The 22261-nt window shown below is 73.7% G+C and carries 20 protein-coding genes; 10 read left to right on the top strand and 10 right to left on the bottom strand.

Annotated elements, in window-relative coordinates:
• Position 1: 1 nt before the first annotated feature.
• The gene (locus tag O4J56_RS02905) at positions 2 to 610 is read right to left on the bottom strand and encodes a TetR/AcrR family transcriptional regulator (protein WP_270683482.1); all 609 of its coding nucleotides are present in this window, start codon (positions 608 to 610) and stop codon (positions 2 to 4) included.
• A 119-nt stretch (positions 611 to 729) separates the two neighbouring features.
• Here O4J56_RS02905 and O4J56_RS02900 point away from each other — a divergent pair, with 119 nt between their 5' ends.
• The 4 genes from O4J56_RS02900 to O4J56_RS02885 all read left to right on the top strand — a co-directional run bounded on the left by O4J56_RS02900 (position 730) and on the right by O4J56_RS02885 (position 6640).
• Positions 730 to 3474, top strand: coding sequence for an AAA family ATPase (locus O4J56_RS02900; protein WP_270683481.1), 2745 nt, complete (start codon positions 730 to 732; stop codon positions 3472 to 3474).
• A gap of 138 nt (positions 3475 to 3612) precedes the next feature.
• Positions 3613 to 4563: a quinone oxidoreductase family protein gene (locus tag O4J56_RS02895; protein WP_270683480.1), complete on the top strand. Its 951-nt coding sequence runs from the start codon at positions 3613 to 3615 to the stop codon at positions 4561 to 4563.
• Entirely contained in the window at positions 4560 to 5219 is a 660-nt protein-coding gene (locus tag O4J56_RS02890; RefSeq protein WP_270683479.1) for a DsbA family oxidoreductase, read from the top strand. Before O4J56_RS02895 ends, O4J56_RS02890 begins: the two co-directional genes overlap by 4 nt.
• A complete protein-coding gene (locus tag O4J56_RS02885; RefSeq protein WP_270683478.1) occupies positions 5216 to 6640 on the top strand; it encodes an MFS transporter in 1425 nt (474 codons plus the stop codon). The genes O4J56_RS02890 and O4J56_RS02885 overlap by 4 nt, the downstream gene beginning before the upstream one ends.
• A 213-nt stretch (positions 6641 to 6853) precedes the next feature.
• Here the strand turns inward: O4J56_RS02885 and O4J56_RS02880 are convergent, their stop codons facing one another.
• The 5 genes from O4J56_RS02880 to O4J56_RS02860 form a co-directional block, all read right to left on the bottom strand.
• The gene (locus O4J56_RS02880; protein ID WP_333563779.1) at positions 6854 to 7651 is read right to left on the bottom strand and encodes an SURF1 family cytochrome oxidase biogenesis protein; all 798 of its coding nucleotides are present in this window, start codon (positions 7649 to 7651) and stop codon (positions 6854 to 6856) included.
• A 74-nt stretch (positions 7652 to 7725) separates the two neighbouring features.
• The gene (locus tag O4J56_RS02875; protein ID WP_270683477.1) at positions 7726 to 8850 is read right to left on the bottom strand and encodes a chaplin; all 1125 of its coding nucleotides are present in this window, start codon (positions 8848 to 8850) and stop codon (positions 7726 to 7728) included.
• A 470-nt stretch (positions 8851 to 9320) separates the two neighbouring features.
• Positions 9321 to 10556, bottom strand: coding sequence for an MFS transporter (locus O4J56_RS02870; protein ID WP_270683476.1), 1236 nt, complete (start codon positions 10554 to 10556; stop codon positions 9321 to 9323).
• A gap of 47 nt (positions 10557 to 10603) precedes the next feature.
• Positions 10604 to 10930 (bottom strand): VOC family protein, encoded by a 327-nt coding sequence (locus O4J56_RS02865; protein ID WP_270683475.1) that lies wholly within the window; start codon positions 10928 to 10930, stop codon positions 10604 to 10606.
• 60 nt (positions 10931 to 10990) lie between these two features.
• A complete protein-coding gene (locus O4J56_RS02860) occupies positions 10991 to 11584 on the bottom strand; it encodes an NADPH-dependent FMN reductase (protein WP_270683474.1) in 594 nt (197 codons plus the stop codon).
• A gap of 137 nt (positions 11585 to 11721) precedes the next feature.
• Here O4J56_RS02860 and O4J56_RS02855 point away from each other — a divergent pair, with 137 nt between their 5' ends.
• Positions 11722 to 12381 carry a TetR/AcrR family transcriptional regulator gene (locus O4J56_RS02855; RefSeq protein ID WP_270683473.1) on the top strand — a complete coding sequence of 220 codons (660 nt, stop codon included), beginning with the start codon at positions 11722 to 11724 and terminating at the stop codon, positions 12379 to 12381.
• A gap of 114 nt (positions 12382 to 12495) precedes the next feature.
• Here the strand turns inward: O4J56_RS02855 and O4J56_RS02850 are convergent, their stop codons facing one another.
• A complete protein-coding gene (locus O4J56_RS02850; protein WP_270683472.1) occupies positions 12496 to 13944 on the bottom strand; it encodes a catalase in 1449 nt (482 codons plus the stop codon).
• A 359-nt stretch (positions 13945 to 14303) separates the two neighbouring features.
• Here O4J56_RS02850 and O4J56_RS02845 point away from each other — a divergent pair, with 359 nt between their 5' ends.
• Entirely contained in the window at positions 14304 to 15374 is a 1071-nt protein-coding gene (locus O4J56_RS02845) for a CapA family protein (RefSeq protein ID WP_270683471.1), read from the top strand.
• Between the two features lie 11 nt (positions 15375 to 15385).
• Here O4J56_RS02845 and add read toward each other — a convergent pair whose 3' ends face one another.
• On the bottom strand, positions 15386 to 16444 hold the full coding sequence (gene add, locus O4J56_RS02840; protein WP_270683470.1) for an adenosine deaminase: 1059 nt from the start codon (positions 16442 to 16444) through the stop codon (positions 15386 to 15388).
• A 269-nt stretch (positions 16445 to 16713) separates the two neighbouring features.
• On the opposite strand from add, the gene O4J56_RS02835 reads away from it, so the two are divergent.
• On the top strand, positions 16714 to 17307 hold the full coding sequence (locus tag O4J56_RS02835) for a dihydrofolate reductase family protein (RefSeq protein ID WP_270683469.1): 594 nt from the start codon (positions 16714 to 16716) through the stop codon (positions 17305 to 17307).
• 55 nt (positions 17308 to 17362) lie between these two features.
• Here O4J56_RS02835 and O4J56_RS02830 read toward each other — a convergent pair whose 3' ends face one another.
• Entirely contained in the window at positions 17363 to 18307 is a 945-nt protein-coding gene (locus O4J56_RS02830; protein ID WP_270683558.1) for a fatty acid desaturase family protein, read from the bottom strand.
• A gap of 360 nt (positions 18308 to 18667) precedes the next feature.
• Between O4J56_RS02830 and O4J56_RS02825 the strand changes: the two genes are divergently transcribed.
• Positions 18668 to 19546 carry an MBL fold metallo-hydrolase gene (locus O4J56_RS02825; RefSeq protein WP_270683468.1) on the top strand — a complete coding sequence of 293 codons (879 nt, stop codon included), beginning with the start codon at positions 18668 to 18670 and terminating at the stop codon, positions 19544 to 19546.
• On the opposite strand, the gene O4J56_RS02820 is transcribed toward O4J56_RS02825, so the two are convergent.
• Positions 19518 to 20165 carry a dihydrofolate reductase family protein gene (locus O4J56_RS02820; protein ID WP_270683467.1) on the bottom strand — a complete coding sequence of 216 codons (648 nt, stop codon included), beginning with the start codon at positions 20163 to 20165 and terminating at the stop codon, positions 19518 to 19520. The two genes, O4J56_RS02825 and O4J56_RS02820, sit on opposite strands and share 29 nt — an antisense overlap.
• A gap of 163 nt (positions 20166 to 20328) precedes the next feature.
• Here O4J56_RS02820 and O4J56_RS02815 point away from each other — a divergent pair, with 163 nt between their 5' ends.
• Together O4J56_RS02815 and O4J56_RS02810 are read left to right on the top strand one after the other, a co-directional pair.
• The gene (locus tag O4J56_RS02815; RefSeq protein ID WP_270683466.1) at positions 20329 to 21117 is read left to right on the top strand and encodes an IclR family transcriptional regulator; all 789 of its coding nucleotides are present in this window, start codon (positions 20329 to 20331) and stop codon (positions 21115 to 21117) included.
• A 112-nt stretch (positions 21118 to 21229) separates the two neighbouring features.
• Positions 21230 to 22261 (top strand): zinc-dependent alcohol dehydrogenase, encoded by a 1032-nt coding sequence (locus O4J56_RS02810; RefSeq protein WP_270683465.1) that lies wholly within the window; start codon positions 21230 to 21232, stop codon positions 22259 to 22261.

Raw genomic sequence — 22261 nt, 5'->3', positions numbered from 1 at the left:
TTCATCGTACGTAGGCCCCCGCCCTGGCCGCGGCGGCCGCGGCCCGCGCGGAGCGGTCCGCCGCCGCCTCGTCCAACGGTCCGAACCCCGCCAGCAGGCGGTGGTACAGGGGCGCCGACACCGCCACCGCCACCTCCCCGGCGTCGGTGCCGTGCGGCACCTCACCCCGCTCGGCGGCCCGTCTCACGCACGGCCTCCATTCGGCCACGCGCACGCGGTGGAACCGGCGCAGCGCCTCGGCGGCGCGCGCGTCGCAGGTCGCGGCGGCGACGACGGCCTTGAACAGGGGCCCCTGCCGGGCGTCGGCGAGGCGCTCGCGCACGGTCAGGGCGTTGGCCCGCAGGGCGTCCTCGAAGGTGTCGGCGGGCCCATCGGGCAGGGGCGGAACGGACAGGTCGGCCAGCAGGTCGACGACGAGCCCGGCGGCGCTCCCCCAGCGCCGGTACACGGTGGTCCGCCCCACCTTCGCACGCCCGGCGACCTCCGCCAGGTCGAGTCCGGTGAAGCCCTTCTCGACCAGGATGTCCGAGGCGGCCCTGAGGGCGGCGGCGCGCGTGCGGGCGGTCCGGCCTCCGGGGCGCACCGTCCCGGGAGCGTGCGTCTCGCCCATGGCCCTCCTCCGTCGAAGCCGCAGGTACGCGGACACTCTAATCGGACCGCCGTCCCCACGTGGGCATGTCCGGGGCAAGTGCTCCCATGCATTCCCCCAGGGGCGCTACGTTGGCTGTCGTGGTGGTCGGACGTGTCCGGTTGGTCGGGCGGGATGAGGAACTGGCGGCGGTCACGCGCCTCGTTCGGAGCGCGCGCGAGGGGCGCAGCGGCGCCGCCGTCCTGCGCGGCGACGCCGGGATCGGCAAGTCCGCCCTCCTGGACGCCGCGGCGGAGGCCGCCGAAGGGATGCGCGTCCTGCGCGCCACCGGCGTGGGGGCCGAGTCCGACCTGCCGTTCGCCGCCCTGCACATGCTGCTCCGCCCGGTCCTGCCCGCCGTCGGCGGCCTGCCCGACGACCAGGCCCACACGCTGCGCTCCGCGCTCGGCCTGACCGACGGGGGCGGGAACGGCGAGCGCTACCTCGTGGGCCTGGCGCTGCTCACCCTCCTGTCCGACCTCGCCGCCGAGCGGCCGCTGCTGTGCCTGGTCGACGACGCCCACTGGCTGGACCCCGCCTCCTCCGACGTGCTCCTGTTCGCCGCGCGCCGGCTCCAGGCCGAAGGCATCGCGTTCCTCTTCGCCGCGCGCGACGGGTTCGACGCGCCGGGCCTCGACGAGGTCGTCCCCGCGGCCCTCGACCGCCCGACCGCCGCCGCGCTGCTGCGCGAACGCTTCCCCGGGCTCGCCCGCGACATCCGCGACCGCGTCCTGGAGGAGTCCGAAGGCAACCCCCTGGCCCTGATCGAGCTCCCCGCGGGCCTGTCCGAGGAGCAGCGCGCGGGCCGGACCGCGCCGCCCGCCGCCTTCCCGGTCCGGCGGCGGGTGCTGGACACCCTCGGGGCGCGCATCGACCGCCTCCCCGAGGCGACACGCCTCCTGCTCGCGGTCGCCGCCGCCGAGGGGACGGGCGAGCTCGGCGTCGTCCTCCAGGCCGCCCAGGCCCTCGGCTGCGCGGAGTCCGACCTCGACCCCGCGGACCGGGTGGGCCTGCTGACCCTCTCCGGCGTCACGGTGGCGTTCCGGCACCCGCTCGTCCGTTCGGCCGCCTACCAGGCGTGCCCTCCCTCGAAGCGCCTCGCCGTGCACCGCGCGCTGGCGGCCGTGCTCGACGGCGACCGCCGCGCCCTCCAGCTCGCGGCGGCCGCCACCGGACCCGACGACGGGATCGCGCGCGAGCTCGAAGAGGCCGCCGAACGCGCACGCGCGCGCGGCGCGCTCCCCTCCGCGGTGCCGTTCTACGAGCGCGCGGCCGACCTGAGCGAGGACGGCGCCCAGCGCGCGCACCGCCTCATGCGAGCCGCGCAGTCCTCGGTGACGGTCGGCCGTACCGAGCGCGCCCGGGACCTGGCCGAGCGCGCCGACGGCCTCACGTCGGACCCCGTACTGCTGGCGGGCACGGCGATGGTCCTCGGCACCGTGGAGTTCGAACGGGGCGTCGCCTCGAAGGCCGCGGGACTGCTGATCCGACGCGCCGAACCCGTCACCCGGTCCGACCCCGCGCTCGCGCACACCCTGCTGGTGATGGCCGCGGACAACGCCTGGGCCGCGGGCGACCTGCCCGCCGTGCGCGAGGCCGCCCGCCTGATCCGCGCCGTCCCGCCCCCTGGTCCGCCCCCTGGGGACGAGGGCGCCTTCCTGCCGCCGCCCGGCATCGCCGCCGACTCCGTGGCCGGGCTGGGGGAGTTGGCCGACGACGACCTGGACGCGGGCCTGCCCCGGCTCGCCGCCGTGGTCGACCGCGCCCGCACGGAGCCGCCGGAGAGCCTGATCGTGCGGCTGCACCTGTGCTCCGTGGCGCTGACGATCGGCGACGACGAGACCGCCATGGAGCTGGCGGGCGCCGACGCCGCCGCGACCTGCCGGCGCGGACTGCTGGGCGCGCTCCCCGCGGCCCTGCAGTTCCAGGCACAGGGGCAGCTGATGACGGGGCGCCACCGCGACGCCGCCCTGTCGGCGGAGGAGGCGCGGGGGTTCGCGCACGCCACCGGCAAGGTGCGGACCACCGCCCGCCTCAGCGCGCTGGAGGCGCGGGCCGCCGCGATCGCCGGGGACGCCGAGCGGTGCCGCGAGGCGGCCGCCCGGTCGACCGGGACCGCCGAGGCCGACGCGGCGGCGGCGTGCGCGCTCGGCCTGCTCGCCCTCACCACGGGCGACGCGGACGGCGCGGTGCGGCACCTCGCGGAGGCGGCCGACGGCCCCGGGCGGCTCACGGGCCTCGCCGTCGCCTCCTCCGCCGACCTCGTCGAGGCGGCCGTCCTCTCCGGCGCCGAGCGCGCGGAGGAGGACGCCGCCCGGTTCGCCGCGTGGGCCCAGGCATCCGGCCGACCCTGGGCCCGGGCCCTCGCACTGCGCTGCCGCGCGCTGCTGGAGACGGCCGACCGCGCGGGCGGCCTGTACGCGGAGGCGCTGTCCATCCATGAACAAGGCGGCCGCCCCTTCGAACAGGCGCGCACCGCATTGCTCTACGGGGAATGGCTGCGCCGCCGCAAGCGCAAGGGCGAGGCGCGCACGCACCTGCGGTCGTCGCTGCGGGAATTCGAGCGCCTCGGGGCCGGGCCGTGGGCCGACCGCGCCCGCGCCGAGCTGCGGGCGGCGGGCGACACCACGCCCGAGCGCGCGGACGGCGGCACCCCGGCGTCGCTCCTCACCCCGCAAGAACTGCAGATCGCCCGCATGGCCGCAGGCGGGGCGGGCAACCGGGAGATCGCCTCGCGCCTGTTCCTGAGCCACCGGACCGTCGAATACCACCTGTACAAGGCCTATCCGAAGCTCGGCGTGCGCACCCGTACCGAGCTGTCCCGGCTCGACCTCACGGATCACTGAAGCCGGCCCACTGAGGGGCACCCCCGTGCCCGCCCCCGTGGCGATACGGATTCGGCCCCGTGGCCCGCCTCCCTAATCTCCTCGTCATCGCCTCCCCGGCGCCGGGCCGGGGAGCACGGCAGAGAGGCGGGATCGGCCATGAGCAAGGCCGTCGTGTTCCACGAGCCGGGTGGGCCGGAGAGGTTGACGGTCGTCGACGCCCCCACCCCCTCCCCCGGGCCCGGGGAGGTCCTGATCCGCGTCATGGCCGCCGGTGTGCAGCCCTTCGACATCGCCGTCGTCGAAGGATGGCTGCCCGCGGCGGCCGACGGCCCCGACTTCCCGCGCACGCCGGGCAACGAGTACGCCGGGGTGGTCGAGGAGGTCGGCCCGGGCGTCTCCGGGTTCGCCCCCGGCGACGAGGTCCTGGGCTTCAACGTGCTGGGCTCCTACCGCGAGCACGTCGCCATGCCCGCCGACCAGATCACCGCCAAGCCGCCGTCGATGCCCTGGGAGGTCGCCGGAGGCTTCACCGCCCCCGCCCAGACCGCGCACATCGCCCTCCAGGACATGGGCCTGTCCAAGGGCGAGACGCTCCTGGTGCACGGCGCCGCAGGCGCGGTGGGCACCATCGCCGTCCAGCTCGCCCGCCACCGGAGCGCCACCGTCATCGGCGCGGCGCGCGAGGCACGGCACGACTACCTGCGCTCGCTCGGCGCCGTCCCGGTCGCCTACGGCGAGGGCTTCACCGACCGCGTCCGCGCCCTGGCGCCGGACGGCACCGTGCACGGCGCCATCGACGGGGTCGGAGGGCACGCCCTGGACGCCACGCTGGAACTGGTCGAGGACCGGTCGCGGATCTTCACCCTCGTGGACCACGCCAAGGCCCCCGGCCTGGGGATCCGCACCGTCCCGCCGAAGCGCTCCGCCGCCCGGCTCGCCGAGCTGGCCGACCTGTACGCCCGGGGCGGGCTGCACGTCCACATCCACGCGGAGTTCCCCTTGGAGAAGGCGGCCGACGCGCACCGCTTCTACAAGCAGGGCGGCGTCCAGGGAAAGATCGTCCTGACCACCGACGCCCTTCGGGGAGCGCGGGAGGCACGGGCATGATCCGCGTCGACATCTGGTTCGACATCGTCTGCCCCTGGTGCTGGATCGGGACCCGCAACTGGGCCGCCGCCCTGGAGCGCTTCCCCGCCGCAGACCAGGTGGAGGTGCGCCCGCGCGCGTTCGAGCTCCGGCCGGGCGGCCCGGACACCCCCGGTCTGCGCCTGGCCGAGGTCATGCGGACCGAGTGGGGGTTCGACGACGCGCAGGCCGAGGCCGTCGTCGAGCGGGTGACCGCCGGGGGCCGCGCCGTCGGCCTGGAGCTGGACCCGGAGAACGTGCGCCCCTTCGACACGTTCGACGCCCACCGGGTGGTGCGCCTGGCGGCCGAGCGGGGAGTCGCCGAACCCGTGCTGGAACGCCTGTTCCGCGCCTACCACGTGGACCACGCCGACCTGGGCGTGCGCGGCGCTCTCACCGACACCGCCGCCGAGGCCGGGCTGGACCGCGCCGCCATCGAGGAGATGTGGCGCACCGGTACCCGCGCGGACGACGTGCGGAACGACCGCTCCCTCGCCGCCCGGGCCGGGGTCACCGCCGTCCCGTCCTACCGGGTGGGCGGCCGACGGGCCGTATCCGGCGCGCTCTCCCCTGACGACCTCCTGTCGCTCCTGCACGAAGGCCTAAACGAGGGCCTGCACGATGGCGCGCGGACATGACCGTGCCCCGGGACCCGTCGCGGCGCACCGTCGCCGCCGTCTCGCTCGGCCTGATGCTCGGGGTGCTGCTGTCGGCGCTCGACCAGATGATCATCGCCGCCTCGCTGCGCACGATCGCCGACCGCCTCGGCGGGGCCGAGATGCAGGCCTGGGCGATGTCCGCCTACCTCGTGACGTCGGTCGTCGCCACCCCGGTCTCGTCCAAGCTGTCCGACATGTACGGGCGGCGCCCCCTGTACCTGGCCTCGGTCGGGGTCTTCCTCCTCGGGTCGCTGCTGTGCGGGCTCGCGACGAGCATGCCGTGGCTGGCGGTGTTCCGCGCCGTGCAGGGGGTGGGGGCGGGCGGGCTCATGGCGCTGGCCCTGGCGATACTGGCCGACCTGCTGCCGCCCGAGCGCCGGGTGCGCCACCAGGCGTGGCTCGGCGCATCGTTCGCGGTGGCGAGCGTGGCCGGGCCGGTCCTGGGCGGCTTCTTCGCCGACGCGCCGACCCTGCTGGGCCTCGCCGGGTGGCGGTGGGCGTTCCTGGTGAACCTCCCCGTGGGCCTGGCGGCGCTCGCCCTGGTCGGAACGGCCCTCCGGGGGCCGGGGTCCCGGCGGAGGGGGCGGCGGGTCGACGTGCGGGGCGGCGCGGCGCTCATCCTGGCGGTGGTCCCCGGGCTGCTGGCGCTGGAGTTCGGGGGCGCGTGGGGGTGGGCGTCCGCGCCGACGCTCGCGGCCCTGGGCACGGCCGCCGTCGGCACGGTCCTGTTCGTCCGGACCGAGCGGGCGATGGGCGATGACGCCCTCCTGCCCGCGCGCCTGTTCCGCGCCCCTGTGTTCACCGCGGTGAACACGGTGAATCTCGCGGCGGGCGTCGGCATCTTCGGCGGCCTGCTCCTGCTGCCCCTGCACCTTCAGGAGGTCCGGGGCATGGGCCCGACGGGGGCCGGGCTGATGCTGGTGCCGCAGACGGCGGCCATCATCGTCGCGGGCCGCGTCGTGGGGCCACTGGCGGTGCGGGGGTGGGACCATCGCAAGCTGCTGACGGGGGCGCTGGCCGTGATGGCGGCGGCGACCGCCGGGTTCGCCTTCATCGGCACCGGCACCCCGCTGTGGGCGGTGGGGGCGATCGCCGCCGCGATGGGCCTGGGAACCGGGGTGTTCTTCCAGGTGGTGATGGTCGCTCTGCAGGACGGGGTGCCGCCGGACGACATCGGCGTTGCGAGCGGGCTGTTCACGTTCTTCCGGCAGATCGGCGGAACGGTCGGCACGGTGGCCCTGGGGACGGTGGCGTTCGCGGGGGCGGACCTGGAGCGGTCCATCGGCACGGCCTTCCTGGCGGCGGGCGGCGTCCTCGCCGCAAGCGCGCTGGTCCCCCTGGTGGTGCTCCCCATGGCAGTTCGGAGGATCTCCCTACGCGGAGACGACGGCAGGGGTTGAATAGGCGATATGGAGGGAACCCCGGAGGACTCCGTCGCACGTCAGCGAGAGCGGACCAGGTTGCGCGAACTCATAGCTGCGATCGAAGCCGAGCACGGACCGATAGGCGAGGAGGAGATTCACCGCAAGCGCGAAATCCTCAGGCGGGCCCGGCGCGAACAAGCAGCGGATCCTGAAGAACCGTGAGGGGGGCGCGTGCGGGGCGCCCGGGCCTCAGGCCGGCTGGTCGATGCGCTCCGGCCGGTCCCCCGCCGGCCGGGGCGGGTCCCCCTCGCGGGCGTCGCGGATCTCCCGGCGCATCAGGAACACCCATCCCACGATCGCCGTCACGGTGAACACCCACCACTGCACCGCGTACGACAGGTTCATCCCGGTGTTCGTCTCCGGGGCCTCCAGCTTCTCCGGTGCCGGGTCCGATGGCGGGTCCTGCTCGGTCAGGTCGCCGTACCCGCCATAGACCGGGTAGGGCAGGTCCTCGGCGAGCGCGTCGACGTCGATGAGCATGATCTGCCCCTCGGGCAGGCCCTCCCGTTCGCGGACGCCCGTGTTCTCCGGTGTCTCGCTGTAGTGCAGCCGCGCGGTGACGGTGACCTCGCCCTCAGGGGCGGGCGGCACCTCGGGGTCGGCGGTCGACGACGGGGGCTGCGCGATCCACCCCCGGTTCACCAGCAGCGCCGTGCCGTCCTCGGTCACCAGGGGGGTCAGCACGTGCAGTCCCACCCCTTGGGAGCCGTCCCGGTTGCGCACCAGCAGCTCGTTGTCGGAGTCGTAGGTGCCGGTCGCGGTCACCCGGCGCCACCGGTCCTGCGGGTCGATCCGCGCACCGACCGCGTCCAGCTCCTCCACCGGCACGGGATCGGCGGCGAGGTTCTCCTCCTGGAGCCGAGCCGCCGCCGACTTCTCCTCCCACCGGTCCAGCTGCCAGAACCCCAGCCAGATGAAGGAGGGCACGACGACCAGTACCAGCGCGTGGAACGCCAGCATGCGCTTGGACAACAGGACTCGGTGCACGTCTTCGAGGCTATGAGATACCCCGGGCCGACGCGCATCGGCCCGGGGTTGCGGCGCTGGTCCGCCCGCGGCGCCTAGTCGGCGGCGTGCGCGGCGGCGCGGCGCTTCTTGCGCGCGACCGCCATCGCGGCCCCGCCGCCGCCGACGGCCGCGACCGCGGCGGCGATCAGGCCGACGAGTGCGCCACCGGTCACCGGCAGCAGGTCCTCCTCAGAGGAGACCTGCGAGGCCAGCTCCTTCTTCGGGGCGTCGCCGGAGCCGCCGTCGCCGTCCTTGCCCGGCGCGCCGGAGCCCCCGTCCTTCCCGCCGTCGGAGCCGCCGTCGCCCTCGTCCCCACCGTCGCCGGGGCCGTCGCCGCCGTCGTCCGCGCCGTCGTCGCCGCCGTTCTGGTGGTCCTTGCCGTCGTCCCCGCCACCGTCGCCGTCGGATCCGTCGTCGCCGTCCGAACCGCCGCCGTGGTCCCCGTGGCCGACCTTGTCCATGCACTCCGCCTTGGCGACGCCGAGGACGGAGACGGCGTTGCCGCAGATCTCCACGGCGGCGTCCACGGGGATGTTGATCTGGTTGCCCGAGCCCACGCCGCCCGACCCGTCGGTCTGCGGCGCCTCCTCGTTCTCCGGCGACGTGGTGATCACGTTGACCACGGTGGTGCACTCGGCCTTCGAGGTGCCCAGCACCGCGACCGAGTTGCCGCACACCGTGATGGCCGCGTCCACGGGGATGTTGATCTGGTTGCCCGAGGCGACGCCGCCGGAGCCGTCCGTGGTGGGCCCACCGGAGCCGCCCCCGGACTCGTCGGCCAGCCTCTCGACGACCTTGGTGCAGTCGGCCTTGGACACGCCGCCGATCGCGGCGGAGTTCCCGCAGATGTCGAGCGCCGCGTCCACCGGGATGTTGATCTGGTTGCCGGAGGCCACGCCGCCGGAGCCGTCCGTGGTGGGCCCACCGGAGCCCTTGTCGGAGGCGGAGTAGACCGCCTTGGCGACCTCGGTGCACTCCGCCTTGGAGATGCCCAGCACCGACAGCGCGTTGCCGCAGAGGTCGGCCTCCACGTCGGCGGGGACGCTGATCTGGTTCCCCGAGGCGGCGCCGCCGGAGCCGTCGGTCACCGGCCCGGCCCACGCGGCGGTGAGCGGGGCCGCCGCGAAGCCGGCGGTGAGCAGCGCGAGGGTGGTCGTGGTGGTCAGCCGCTTGCGCATATCGAGGGATGGCCTTTCACGAGTGACTACACAGAGTAAAAGTTCCTTGCCGCAGTGCACGCAGTAGCGGGTGCGATGAACCGTCGACACGATGGCCCGCAGGCCCGTCCGCGACGCGATCCTCCGTGCGGGGTGGATGCGGACGACGGGCGGGGCCGCCCTTTTCGTTGCCTGGCAACGCTAGAGGAGGGCGCTTCGCACGCGCGGGGGTTTTCATGAATTGACGAGGTTGCCGCGCGCACACACCGTATGTCCGTTACTACCCTCAGCAACAAACCGCAGGGTACGGCCCCGCTTTTCGGGCACGCCCGAATCCGGCAGGAGCCGAATTCTTTACCCCCGCTTTCCCGGGGAACCCGCCCACCGAAACAGACTTTCCCGACGAACGGCCATTGTCGCCCGAGAACAGGAAAAGCCCCCGGAATGCGAATCCCCTCCGCATTCCGGGGGCGGCGATCCGCCCGCCCGGGTCAGTGCCGGGCCGCCGCGTCGGCCCCGGAGCCGAAACGGGTCGCCAGCAGCACCGCGAGGACCAGGGCCGCGAAGCCCGCCGAGACGAGGAAGCCCGTCCGCACCGACGCCGCCTCCACCAGCGGCCCCAGCAGCAGCGGGGAGGCGAACTGCCCGGCGAAGACCGCCGTGCCCGACAGCGCCGTGGCCTGCCCGCGCAGCTCCTCGGGGGTCGCCTCGCCGATCAGGACGGTGACGGCCGGGTTGACCACCCCCTGCCCGAACCCGAGCAGGACGGGCGCGGCCACCAGCACCGCGGGCACGTCCACCAGCGCCATCAGCACGAAGGCCGCCACCCAGCTCACCGCGGCCACCCGCAGCAGCCGGGCGTACCCCAGCCGCGCCCGCACCCGGGCGTAGGCCAGGCCGACCACGCTCATCGCCACTGTCATGGAGACCGAGTACAGCGAGACCGCCAGCGGCGCCTCCACACCGATCTGCGCCAGGCGCTGCGGCAGGAAGACCATCATCACGTACAGCAGCACGGCCGAGGAGGCGAGAAGGCCGTAGTGGGCCAGCAGCACCGGATGGCGGGCGAGCAGCGCGAACGCACCCATGCGCGGCGCCCCGGCCCGGTCCCCCGCGCTCCGGGCGTCGTCGGGCAGGAAGTACAGCACCGCCAGGCCCAGCGGGATGCCGAGCAGGTAGATGGCGAAGGGGGCGTGCCAGCTGAGCCCGCCGAGCGCGCCCCCGAGCAGCGGCCAGACCACCCCGCCCAGGCTGGAGGCGGTGCCGCGCCAGCCCATCGCCCGGTCGCGCGCGGCGCCGCGGTACAGGGCGAGCAGGCCGACGGTGGTCCCGCTGAACACCGCGGCCGCGCCGACGCCGAACACCAGCCGGGTGGCGAGCAGGGCGGCGTAGGAGTCGCCGGTGGCCATGCCCGCCCCGCCGGCCGCGCCGAACAGGGCCAGCCCGGCCGCCAGGACGCGGCGCGCCCCCCAGCCGTCGATCGCGCGCCCGATGAGCGGGCTGGCCAGGGCGATCCCCAGGGCGTGGCCGGTGATCACCAGCCCGGCGGCGGTCCCGGTGACCCCGAGGTCGCCGCGGATGACCTCGACCACCGGGCTGATGATCGCCCCGGCCATCACGGTGAAGGTGGAGGCGGCCAGCAGGACCGCCATCGGCGCGGCCCCGGGCGGGGCGCCCGCCGGGGCGCCGCCGGCGGTCCCCGCCGGGGGTGCGGACTGCGCGTGCATATCCGGCTCCGATCGTGGTCGGCCCGGCCCCGACGGGGGCCGGGGGCTCAGGCGTTGACGAAGATGACCTTGTTGCCGTCCGGGTCGGTCAGCTCGAAGCGCTCCCCGGTCTTGTGCGGGACGACGTCGGTGGCGCCGAGGTCGGACAGCGCCTCGTGCGCGGCGGGGATGTCCACGCCGGTGAAGGCGATGTCGACGGGCCGCTCGGAGGGCTGCTCGGTGACGATGAGCTCGCCGCCGTTGCCGGTGGCGAACACGGTGGTGTGCGTGCCGTGGGCCTCGATCACCTCCAGGCCGAGGCGGTCGCGGTAGAACGCGGTGGCGGCGGAGGCGTCGGAGGTGTGGATCTTGGTGACGGTGAGTGCGCCGAACATGGGCGTGTCCTTCCAGGGGTGGTCGATCGAGGTGGTGGAGCGGCGGTGGAGCGGCGGGGGTCAGCAGGTGTAGGGGACCGCGGCGCGCCCGGCCCGCAGGGTCCGGCCCCACCAGTCGAGCTGGGCGAGCATGCCCTTGGCGGCCATGGAGCACCCCTCCGCGTCGTACGGCTCGCCCTGCTCGTCGAACCGCTCCCAGGCCATGTGGAAGCTGACGGTGTCGCGCACGGTGGGCGCGTGCAGCTCGGCGAAGACCAGCCGGAGCTGCTCCACCGCGCGCAGGCCGCCGCCCATGCCTCCGTAGGAGACGAAGCCGACGGGTTTGGCCCGCCACTCCTCCCGGTACAGGTCGATGGCGTTCTTCAGCGGAGCCGGGAAGCTGTGGTTGTACTCGGGGGTCACGAAGACGTAGGCGTCGGCCGCCGCCAGCCGCCCGCCGAGGCGGGCCGCCTCGGCGGCCTGCTCCCCGGTGCCGTCCCCGCCCGCCTCGGGCAGGTCGTGGTCGGCCAGGTCCACGGCGTCGACGTCCATGTCGCCGAACCGGCGGGCCTGCATGGCGAACCAGTCGGCGACGGTCGGGCCGAACCGCCCGGCGCGTGTGCTGCCGGTGACGACGGTCAGGGCCAGCGGGGCGTTGTGAACGGTCTCCAGCATGGGGGGCTCCCTCCTGATCGCGGGTGCCGCCGTACCGCACCGGGGTTCCGGTGGGCGCCGTCGGCGACATCAGGTAAAGTACAACATGTATGGCAATAAGTACAACAGTGGTTGTACTTTTTTCGAGAGGAGCGGCAGTGACCAGCGACGATGCACCCCGGCCGCGGCGCGGATCGGCGGAGAAGCGGGCCGCGATCCACGCGGCGGCGCTCACGGTGTTCGGCCGGGACGGCTTCAAACGGGCCGGGATCGACACCATCGCCAAGGAGGCGGGGGTCTCCACCCGCACCATCTACAACCACTACGGCGGCAAGGAGGAGCTGTTCCAGGACGTGATCCGGTCCAGCACGGTGCGGGTGCGCGAGGCCCAGCTCGCGCTGCTCGACAAGCACCTGCGCAAGGTCGCCGACCTGCGCGCCGACCTGGTGGACCTGACCTTCGACTGGTGCCTGCTGCCGAACCGGTTCACCGACCACTTCGCGCTGGTGCGCCAGGTCCAGGCCGAGGCCGGGCACCTGCCGGCCGAACTGCTCGCCGAGTGGCAGCGCGAGGGGCCGGGCGTGGTCCAGGCCGACCTGCGGCGGCGGCTGGAGGGGCTGGCCGGCCGGGGGCTGCTGGACCTGCGCGACGGCCGCCGGGCGGCGGTGCACCTGCTGGTGCTGGCCACGGCCGAGACGGTGAACCGCACCCTGCACGGTGCGCTGCCCATGGACTGGGAGGAGATCAGGGCGAGCGCGGAGGACGGCGTCGACGCGTTCCTGCGCGCCTACGCGCCGCGCGCCGAGCCCGCCGGGTGAGGCGGGCGGGGGACAGAGATGGGCCCCGGGGCACGGACGCGGATCCGTGTCCCGGGGCCGACCCGGCCGCCCCAGGTGCAGGTGGAGGGGCCGCCGGGGGTTCCGCGGGCGGGGTCAGGCCTGGACGCCCAGCCCCTCCGCCACACCGGCGCCCAGGTCGGGGTGGACGTTGGTCCAGTACTCGACCACGCGCTTCTTCATGTCGCCGGTGACCTCTTCGGCCGAGGCGTGGCCGACGATGTTGGCGACCATGTTGGCGCGCTCCGACGCGGTCAGGACCTTCTCCCACAGCGTGCGCGCCTGGGAGAAGTCGTCGTCCTCCTTGTGGAGCTCATAGGCCGAGCGGACGATCTCGCCGCCCACCTCGAAGGCCTCGCCCGCGTACAGCTCGGGGGCCTCGGTCGGGCCGCCGGCGGTGTTCGGCGCGTACACCGGGTCCGGCTGGTTCCGGACGGCCATCGGGCCGTCCAGGTTGTAGCTGCGGACCGGCGACTTCGGCGCGTTGACCGGCAGCTGGTTGTAGTTGGGCCCGATGCGGTAGCGGTGGGTGTCCGGGTAGGAGAACAGGCGGCCCTGCAGCATCTTGTCGGGGCTCATGGCGATGCCCGGGACGAGGTTGCTCGGCTCGAACGCGGCCTGCTCGATCTCGGCGAAGTAGTTCTCCGGGTTCCGGTTCAGGGTGATCCGGCCGACCGTGATCTCGGGGTAGTCCTCGTGCGGCCACACCTTGGTCAGGTCGAAGGGGTTGAACCGGTAGTCCTCGGCGTCCTCGAACGGCATGACCTGGACCCTGACCGTCCAGGACGGGTACTCGCCGCGCTCGATGGAGCGCCACAGGTCGCGGCGGTGGGCGTCGGGGTCCTCGGCCTCCATGCGCTTGGCCTCGCCGGCGGTCAGGTTCTCCACGCCCTGGTCGGACCTGAAGTGGTACTTGACCCAGAAGCGCTCGCCGGAGGCGTTGTACCACATGAACGTGTGGCTGCCGTAGCCGTGCATGTGCCGCCAGGTGCGCGGGGTGCCGCGGTCGGTCATGAGGAACGCGACCTGGTGCGCCGACTCGGGGTTCAGCGTCCAGAAGTCCCACTGCATGTTGTTGTCGCGCAGCTGGTTGTCGGCGCGGCGCTTCTGCGAGTGGATGAAGTCGGAGAACTTCGAGGGGTCGCGGATGAAGAAGATCGGCGTGTTGTTGCCGACGATGTCGTAGTTGCCGTGCTCGGTGTAGAACTTCAGCGCGAAACCGCGCGGGTCGCGGGCGGTGTCGGCGCTGCCCAGCTCACCGGCGACGGTGGAGAAGCGCAGCAGCAGCGGGGTCCTCTTCCCCTTCTGGAACAGGTCCGCCCTGGTGTACCGGCTGACGTCCTCGGTGACCTCCAGCTCCCCGAAGGCGCCGCCGCCCTTGGCGTGCACGACCCGCTCCGGCACCCGCTCGCGGTTGAAGTGGGCCATCTTCTGGATCAGGAAGTGGTCCTGGAGCAGCAGCGGGCCGTTGGGGCCCACCGACTGCGAGAGGCCGTCACTCGGGATCGGGTGGCCGGCGTCGTCCGTGCTGTAGGGAGCGGTCACTGCTCACACCTTTCGACGTTCGTCCGGGTCTCGCCGGGGGGGGCCGGGCGGTCCCACTCTAGGACACGATCTTGAGTAGTTCAAGAAAATGAATCCATCCAGATAAGCGGCGCGCACACCCGGCGGCGGCCCCGCCCCCCAGTAACGGTCGGCACTCCACCGCGTGAAGACTTGAACACGGTCTACCACTCTATGTAGCAGCATCATCACCTACTGCATACGGTTCCCGCACCGCCGGTGGCCGCGACCGGCCGCGCACCCCGGCCCGCCCGTGCACGTCCCACCGGGTGAAGGGCCAGGGGCGGTGCACGTGGGCCCCGCCGGCGTCCCGCCCGAGATTCACGAAGTGTGGACCGCTTATGAAGCGCACGACGGCAACCGCCCTCCTCCTGTCCGCCTCCCTCACCACGGCGTGCGGCCCCGCGGCCGGCGACCTGGAACGAGCCGACTCCACCCCCTCTGCCGGGCCGGAAGCGGCCAAGGAGCCCTACACCATCGCCTTCGGCGGCGATGTGCATTTCGAAGGGGCGCTCCGGGACCGCTTGGACGCCTCCCCCGCGACGGCGCTCGGGCCGATCGCCTCCCGGCTGTCCGAGGCCGACCTGGCGATGGTGAACCTGGAGACCGCCGTCACCGGCGGCGGCACCCCCGCCCCCGGCAAGCAGTTCCGGTTCCGCGCCCCGGCCACCGCCTTCGACGCCCTGGAGTCGGCCGGGGTGGACGCGGCGACGGTCGCCAACAACCACGGCATGGACTTCGGCCCGGACGGGCTGGAGGACACCCTGTCCAACGCCGAGGCCGCCGGATTCCCCCTGGTGGGGGCGGGCCGCGACGAGGACGGGGCGTACGCCCCGCACACCGTCGAGCTCGGCGGCGACACCGTCGCCCTGCTCGGCGCCACGGACGTGCTGGACGCGCACCTGATGGAGCAGTGGACGGCCCGGGGCGACCGGCCCGGCCTGGCGTCGGCGAAGGACGGCATGCAGGACCGGCTGGTGCGCGCCGTCTCCGAGGCCGCGGACGCGGCGGACGCCGTCGTCGTCTACCTGCACTGGGGACGGGAGGGCGACCACTGCCCCCTGCCGCACGCGCCCGACCTGGCCCAGCGGCTCCTGGAGGCGGGCGCCGACGCCGTGGTCGGCGGGCATGCGCACGTGCTGTCCCCCGGCGGGTACGCACCCGGCGGCTACGTCCACTACGGCCTGGGGAACTTCGTCTTCTACAACCACGACGGACCGACGGCGCAGAGCGGGGTGCTCACCCTGACGCTGCAGGACGGCGAGGTGATCGGCGACGAGTGGGCGCCCGCGCGCTTGGAGGGCGGCGTCCCGGTGCCCTATGAGGACGATGCCGCCGACACCGCCCTCGCCCAGTGGGAGGAGCTGAGGACCACCTGCATGGTGGGGCTGTCCGCCGTCCCCTCCGGGTGACGGCCGCCCCCTCAGGCCGTGTGGCGCGCGAGGACCGCGTCGATCTCCGCCTTCAGCCCCGCCTTTCGGGTGCCGTCCATGTAGGAGGCGTCCACGCCGTTGCGGGCCAGGAGCGCGAGCGTGGACAGGTCCAGCCCCAGGCGGTGCGCGGTGCGGTACTCGCCCGTGAGGTCGGTGCCGAACATCGTCGGGTCGTCGCTGTTGAGCGTGACCAGCAGCCCGGCGTCGAGCATCCGGGGCAGCGGGTGGTCCCCGATGGCGTCGATGGCGCGCGTGCGCAGGTTGGAGGTCGGTGACACGTCCACCGGGACGCGCTCGTCGCGCAGGCGCGCCACCAGCTCCGGGTCGGCCATCGCCTGGATGCCGTGCCCGATGCGCTCGGCCGCCAGCTCGTCGAGGGCCTCGTGGACGCGCTGGACGCCGCCGACCTCCCCGGCGTGGGGGAGGCTGTGCAGACCGGCTTTGCGCGCGCGGGCGAACAGGTCGGCGAAGGGGGTACGGGCGACCTCCATGCCGCCGACACCGAACCCGACGACGCTGTCCGGGCCGTGGGCCAGCGTCGCCTCCAGGGTCCGCTCCCCGCTCTCCACCCCGAAGTCCCCGGGGAAGTCGGGGATCCAGCGCAGCTCGATGCCGTGGTCGGCGGCGGCCCGCGCGCGCCCGCGCTCGATCCCGGCGAACACCGTCTCGGCGGAGACGCCGCGCATCAGGTGCGCGTACAGGCTGACGTGCACCTCGGCGTAGCGGACGTTCTGGGCGGCGAGCGTGTCGGCGACGTCCCCGGCGAGCAGGGCGAAGTCGTCCTCGGTCAGCAGGGTCGCGACGGAGGCGAGGTAGACGTCGATGAAGTGCGGGAAGTCGGTGAAGGCGTACCAGTCGCGGACCGCGTCCAGGGATGCGGGCACCCCTTCGACACCGTTGCGGCGCGCCAGCTCCAGAAGCGTCTCGGGCTTCATGGAGCCTTCCAGGTGCACGTGGAGCTCGACCTTGGGCAGGTCGCGGATGAACGCCTCGGCGGGCTCGGGCAGGGGGGCGAACGGCCGGTGCCGTTCGGCGGCGGGGTGGTCCATGCGTGAACGGTAGCCCCGCACCCGGCGGCGGCCAACGCCGGACGGCTGTTCTTGACGGAGGTTCGTCAGAATCCCGGCGCGACCGGGGGGGTTTCGGCGCCCGGGCGCATGGCCGTAGGCTCCCCCGGCACCGCCCTTCGCCACATCACCCCAGGTCACAACGGCATCACCCGACGAATCGACAGAATCGGGCGCGCCGGATGCGATGAGTTCCGGTCCGCCCCGCGGTCTTCACTGTCGACACTCCGAACGAAGGAAAGGCGAACCCCATGCGCATCCTGGTCACCGAGTTCATCAGCCTCGACGGCGTCGTGCAGGCCCCCGGCAGCCCCGAGGAGGACACCGACGGCGGCTTCGCCAACGGCGGGTGGTCCATGTCCTTCTTCGACGATGAGGTGGCCGGCGGCGCGTTCGACAGGGCCGTGGCCGAGGCGGACGCCCTGCTCTACGGCCGCCGCACCTGGCAGACCATGGCCGCCGCCTGGCCGGAGCGGGCCGGCGACCCGTTCGCCGACAAGCTGAACGCCATCAAGAAGTACGTCGTCTCCGACACCCTGGGCGAGTCCGACCTCACCTGGAACAACACGACGCGCATCCCGGGGTCGGAGGCCGTCGCGCACATCCGCAAGCTCCGCGAGTCCGAGGGCCGCGACCTGGTCGTCATGGGCAGCCCCAGCCTGGTGCGGGCGCTGCTGAACGAGGGCCTGGTGGACGAGCTGCGGCTGGTGCAGATGCCCGTGCTGCTCGGCGGCGGGAAGAGCATCTTCCCCGAGGACGGCGGGATGCAGGCCTTCGAGCTGGTGTCGACCACCACCAACCCCAAGGGCGCGATCGCGAGCGTCTACCGCCGCGCCGAGAAGTAGTCCGCGCGGCACCCCGGGCCGGGGACGGCCGCTGGGCCGTCCCCGCCGGTGCCGGTCAGGCCGCCTCCCGGATCGGTTCCCCGGCGCGGTGGAGGTGGGCCAGGGCCTCGGCGTGGGAGCGGATGAAGCCGGTCTCGTGGTACGGGACGCCGATCTCCTCGCAGTAGGCCCGCACGATGGGCTGGGCGCGGCGCAGGTTGGGGCCCGGCATGCTCGGGAACAGGTGGTGCTCGATCTGGTAGTTCAGGCCGCCCAGGGCGATGTCGGTGAACCACCCGCCGCGGACGTTGCGCGAGGTCAGCACCTGCTTGCGGAGGAAGTCGAGCTTCTCGCCCTTCTTCAGGGTGGGCATCCCCTTGTGGTTCGGGGCGAAGATGCAGCCCAGGTAGACGCCGAACAGGCCCTGCTGGACGGCGATGAAGGCGACCGCCTTGACCGGGTCGAGCACGAGGAACACGGCGGCCAGGTAGAGCACGAAGTGCGCGGCGAGCAGGGCCGCTTCGGCGCCCTTGCGCTTGGTGGCCGGCCGGAACAGCGCGCGCACGCTGCCGACGTGCAGGTTCAGGCCCTCCAGGAGGAGCAGCGGGTAGAAGAGGTAGGCCTGGGAGCGCCCGAGGAGCCGGGGCAGCCCCTTCGCCGCGCGCGCCTGGTCCTGGGACCAGACGAGGATCTCGGGCTGGACGTCGGGGTCGAGCTCCTCGTGGTTGGGGTTGGCGTGGTGGCGGGTGTGCTTGTCCTGCCACCACGCGTACCCCAGGCCGATGCCGAGGTTGCCGACGAACAGGCCGACGTTCTCGCTCAGGCGGCGCCCGGAGAAGATCTGCCGGTGCGCCAGCTCGTGGGCGACCAGGGCGACCTGGCCGAACACCGCCGCGAGGGCGACCGCCGTGGCCAGCTGCCACCAGGAGTCACCGACCAGCGCGAAGGCGGCCCAGGCGGCGGCATAGGCGGCACCGGTGAGGGTGAGCCGGACCGCGAAGTAGCGCGGGGTGCGCTCCATCAGCCCGGCCTGCTCGATCCGGCGGGACAGCTGCGCGAAGTCGCTGCCCCTCCTGCGCTCTCCGTCGGCTTTGGGCACCGTTCCCGTCGGCGTCGCGGACATGGGCTGCTCCCGGGGTTCGACCGTCGTGTCTCATGACACGGCGAACCTATGGGCCGGGCACGGGCCGGGGACATGGCGCACGTACGCCGGTCCATGGGGGTGTAGGCGCCACCATCGACCGGCGGTGGACCGTTAAGGGCCGACCGAATCCGACGACGATTCGTCATTCCTGATGCACACTGCGTCACGATCCGCCTACGTTGGCCGGGCCGTCGGCGACACCGACGGCGACGCGGACCACGAGAAGGGACCTGACCAGTGAGGCTGCAGTTCATCGGCACCGGATCGATCCTGTCGGAGCGGACCAGCGCCTCGGCGCTCGTCGACGGCAGGCTCCTCATCGACACGCCCAACGGGAGCATGAAGGCGATGCGGCGCTCCGGGACCGACCCGGGGTCGGTGGACCTGTGCCTCATCACGCACTTCCACGCCGACCACTTCTTCGACGCCGTCTTCCTCATCCTGGAACAGGGGCTGCGGCGGTCCCGGGACGAGGACCTGGTGCTGGTCGGGCCCACCGGGTTCGAGGAGCGCCTGGAGCGGCTGTTCGAGGCGGCCTACCCGGGCACCCTCGACGGACTTCGGGACAAGGTGCGGCCGCGGTTCGTCGAGTTCGACCCGTCCGAGGGCGGGGCGTGCACGGAGGGCGGCTACGGCATCGAGGCCCTGCCCATGGAGCACACCGTGCCGACCATGGGCTACCGGATCACCGCCGCCGACGGCGCCCGGCTGGGATACACCGGCGACACGGTCCGCTGCCCGTCCGTGGACCGGCTGGCCTCCGAGTGCCCGGTGCTGGTTCTGGACACGTCGTTCCCCCGGGAGGGGCGTTTCGGCCACATGGGCCTGGAGGACGTCGAGGCGATCGCGGGGCGGTGGCCGGAGGCGACGCTGATGGCCACACACCGCGACGACGACGTGGTGCGCGCGGAGCACGCGAACATCGTCCTCCCCGACGACGGCGACGTCTTCGAGGTGACCCCGCAGGGCCTCCAGGGCGAGACCGGGGCCATGCCCGAGCAGCGCACGCCCCGGGACGGCCCCGGTCCTCGGACTGGACCTCTGAGCCGTGCGGCCGAGGGGCGCCCCGCCCAGCGGGGGGCGCCCCTCAGTCGCGCCAGAAGATGTGGTGGGTGACCCCGCTCGCGCTGGGGACGGCCTCGTGGTGGTAGCGGTCCTCCAGGTCCTCGGGGGCGTCCCACAGGCGCAGGCCCTCGCCGATCTTCACCGGGTTGACGACCACGTGCAGGGTGTCGACGAGCCCCGCCTCCAGGAACTCCCGGATCGTGGTCACCCCGCCGCCGAGTCGGACGTCCTTGCCCTGTGCGGCCTCCTTCGCCCGCTCCAGGACCTCGGCCGGCTCCCCGCCGACGAAGTGGAACGTGGTGTCGGACAGGGTGAACGACGGGCGCGGGTGGTGGGTCAGGACGAAGACGGGGGTGTGGAACGGCGGCTCGTCTCCCCACCAGCCCTGCCACTCGTGGTCCTCCCAGGGCCCGCGCTGGGGGCCGAACTTGTTGCGCCCCATGATCTCGGCGCCGATGTTGCGGGAGAAGTCCCGGGTGAAGTAGTCGTCCAGGCCCCGGCTGCCGCCGGGGTCGGTGCGGTTCGGCCAGCTGGCCGTGGCACCGGCCCAGGTGAACAGCTTCTGCGGGTCGATGTCCGTCCCGAACGGGTTCTCAAGGCTCTGGTTCTCACCCGCAGCGATCCCGTCGCTGGAGATGGTGAAGTTCTGGACCTTCAGCAGCTGTCCCATGTGCTCCGCTCCCCGTGGAGGTCGTCCTTCGTGCCCGGCGACGGTACCGCCGGGCGATGACACCGATGGGACTCCCGCGGACGGGGAAACTCATCGCCGCCGCCCTCCGGCGTCGCGCCTAGAGTGTTCGCACGGCACGACGGGCGCGAGGGGAGGACGGGTGATGACCGCGGACGCGCAGGGGCCGGCGAGGGTGAAGTCCGCCGGGCGGGCCCTGGAGATCATCGATCTCGTCGCCGAGAAGGGCAGTGTCTCCTTCCAGGACGTCGTCGACTCCGGGCTGCCCAAGTCGAGCGCGCACGGCCTGCTGGCCACCCTCGTCGACTCCGGGTGGCTGGAGCACTCCCCCCGCACCCGCCGGTACCGGCTCGGCCTGCGCGCCTGGCAGGTCGGCCACGCCTACCAGGGCCACCGGATCCTGCTGGAGGCCTCGCACGAGGTCATGGACGACATGGTCGAGCGCGTCGGGGAGACGGTGCAGCTGGCCCGCCTGGAGGGCATCGAGAACGTCTACATCGCGATCCGGCCGTCCCCCAAGCCCATGCGCATGGCCTCAACGGTGGGGATGCGGCTGCACTCGCACGCCACCGGCATCGGCAAGGCCCTGCTGGGCACGCTCGACCCGGAGGAGGCCCGGCGCCGGCTGGAGGCGGTGGCCCTGCCCCGCCTCACCCCGAACACGGTGACCGACGTCGGTGAACTGCTGCGCATCGTCGCGCGCGGCCGCGAGCTCGGGTTCACCGTCGACGACGAGGAGTTCATCGAGGGCTGCCGGTGCGTGGCCGTGCCGGTGACCACCGAGGCCGAGACGGGGGTGTGCGCGGCCATGAGCGTCACCATGCCCACCTCGCGCACCGACGGCCGGTGGCCGCACTCGATGTACCCGGTGCTGCGCGAGGGGGCGCAGCGGATCCGCCGCGCGATGGGCCTTTCGGGGGCGCTGTCCCCCTGACCTGCGCACACCCTCTTGTGTGATCTGGGTCAACCTGCCATACTCCCGCCGCTTCAAGTCCAGGAACCGTGTTTCACACATGTGAACCACCGTCGGAGTGGGGGAATGGCCCATGAGGGCGCTCAGGCTCGCCGCCTTCGGACGCATGGAGGTCGTCGACCTCCCGGACCCGCGGCCCGGTCCCGGCGAGGTGCTGCTGCGCATCGCCGCGACCGGGGTCTGCGGGTCCGACCTGCACGGGTTCACCGGCGAGAACGGACGCCGGGCGCCCGGCCAGGTCATGGGGCACGAGTCCGTGGGCACCGTCGCCGCCCTGGGCCCAGACGCCGACGGCCCCGCCGTGGGGACCGCGGCCACGTTCAACCCCGTGGTGGTCCCCGAGGAGGAGGCCGACGCCTACGCGGGGCGCGAGCAGCTGGCGCCCAACAAGCGGGTCGTCGGGGTCGCCCCGGACATCGTGGCCTCGTTCGCCCAGTACGTGGCCGTCCCGGCGCGCAACGTCGTGCCCCTCCCCGACACGATGCCGCTCGAACTGGGGGCGCTCGTCGAGCCCCTGGCCGTCGCCGTCCACGCGGTGCGCCGCGCCGGCGTGCGGCCCGGCGACGCGGTGCTCGTCCTCGGCGGCGGCCCCATCGGGCAGTCGGCCGTGCTCGCCCTGCGGATGCTGGGTGTCACGCGGATCGCGGTGACCGAGGTGCTGCCCTCCCGGCGGGCCCTGGTCGAACGCCTCGGGGCGACGGCGGTGGACGCCCTGGCCGACGACGCCGGGGAGGCCGTCGCCCGGGTGCTCGGCGGCGCCGCCGACCGGGCGATCGACGCGGTGGGGGTGGAGGACACCGTCCGCTCGGCGCTGCGCGCGACCCGCATCGGCGGAACCGTGTGCCTGGTGGGGATGGGCGCGCCGACGCTGCCCCTGGACGCCTTCCTCCTCAGCACCCAGGAGCGCGCGCTCGTGGGGTCGTTCACCTACACGGCCCAGGACTTCGCCGACGCCGCCGCGTGGATCGGCACGGCCCCGCCCGAGGCGCACGAGCTCATCTCCCGGCAGGTCCCGCTGTCGCGCGGCCCGGAGGAGTTCGCCGCGCTCGCCGCCGGAGACGACACCCCGGGCAAGGTTCTGATCAGGCTCGACGAGGAGGGGTGA

The organism is Nocardiopsis endophytica (assembly GCF_027706725.1).
Lineage (GTDB): Bacteria > Actinomycetota > Actinomycetes > Streptosporangiales > Streptosporangiaceae > Nocardiopsis_A > Nocardiopsis_A endophytica.
Note: the sequence above shows the minus strand (reverse complement) of the source record. Positions and strands in the feature narration are given on the sequence as shown.

Excerpts from the sequence above, each read along its gene's own strand:
- O4J56_RS02905 (WP_270683482.1), bottom strand. The coding sequence starts at position 610 with ATGGGCGAGACGCACGCTCCCGGGACGGTGCGCCCCGGAGGCCGGACC.
- O4J56_RS02895 (WP_270683480.1), top strand. The coding sequence starts at position 3,613 with ATGAGCAAGGCCGTCGTGTTCCACGAGCCGGGTGGGCCGGAGAGGTTG.
- O4J56_RS02875 (WP_270683477.1), bottom strand. The coding sequence starts at position 8,850 with ATGCGCAAGCGGCTGACCACCACGACCACCCTCGCGCTGCTCACCGCC.
- O4J56_RS02830 (WP_270683558.1), bottom strand. The coding sequence starts at position 18,307 with ATGGAGCGCACCCCGCGCTACTTCGCGGTCCGGCTCACCCTCACCGGT.
- add (WP_270683470.1), bottom strand. The coding sequence starts at position 16,444 with ATGGACCACCCCGCCGCCGAACGGCACCGGCCGTTCGCCCCCCTGCCC.
- O4J56_RS02820 (WP_270683467.1), bottom strand. The coding sequence starts at position 20,165 with ATGGGACAGCTGCTGAAGGTCCAGAACTTCACCATCTCCAGCGACGGG.
- O4J56_RS02885 (WP_270683478.1), top strand. The coding sequence starts at position 5,216 with ATGACCGTGCCCCGGGACCCGTCGCGGCGCACCGTCGCCGCCGTCTCG.
- O4J56_RS02810 (WP_270683465.1), top strand. The coding sequence starts at position 21,230 with ATGAGGGCGCTCAGGCTCGCCGCCTTCGGACGCATGGAGGTCGTCGAC.
- O4J56_RS02845 (WP_270683471.1), top strand. The coding sequence starts at position 14,304 with ATGAAGCGCACGACGGCAACCGCCCTCCTCCTGTCCGCCTCCCTCACC.
- O4J56_RS02865 (WP_270683475.1), bottom strand. The coding sequence starts at position 10,930 with ATGTTCGGCGCACTCACCGTCACCAAGATCCACACCTCCGACGCCTCC.
- O4J56_RS02860 (WP_270683474.1), bottom strand. The coding sequence starts at position 11,584 with ATGCTGGAGACCGTTCACAACGCCCCGCTGGCCCTGACCGTCGTCACC.
- O4J56_RS02815 (WP_270683466.1), top strand. The coding sequence starts at position 20,329 with ATGACCGCGGACGCGCAGGGGCCGGCGAGGGTGAAGTCCGCCGGGCGG.
- O4J56_RS02890 (WP_270683479.1), top strand. The coding sequence starts at position 4,560 with ATGATCCGCGTCGACATCTGGTTCGACATCGTCTGCCCCTGGTGCTGG.
- O4J56_RS02870 (WP_270683476.1), bottom strand. The coding sequence starts at position 10,556 with ATGCACGCGCAGTCCGCACCCCCGGCGGGGACCGCCGGCGGCGCCCCG.
- O4J56_RS02835 (WP_270683469.1), top strand. The coding sequence starts at position 16,714 with ATGCGCATCCTGGTCACCGAGTTCATCAGCCTCGACGGCGTCGTGCAG.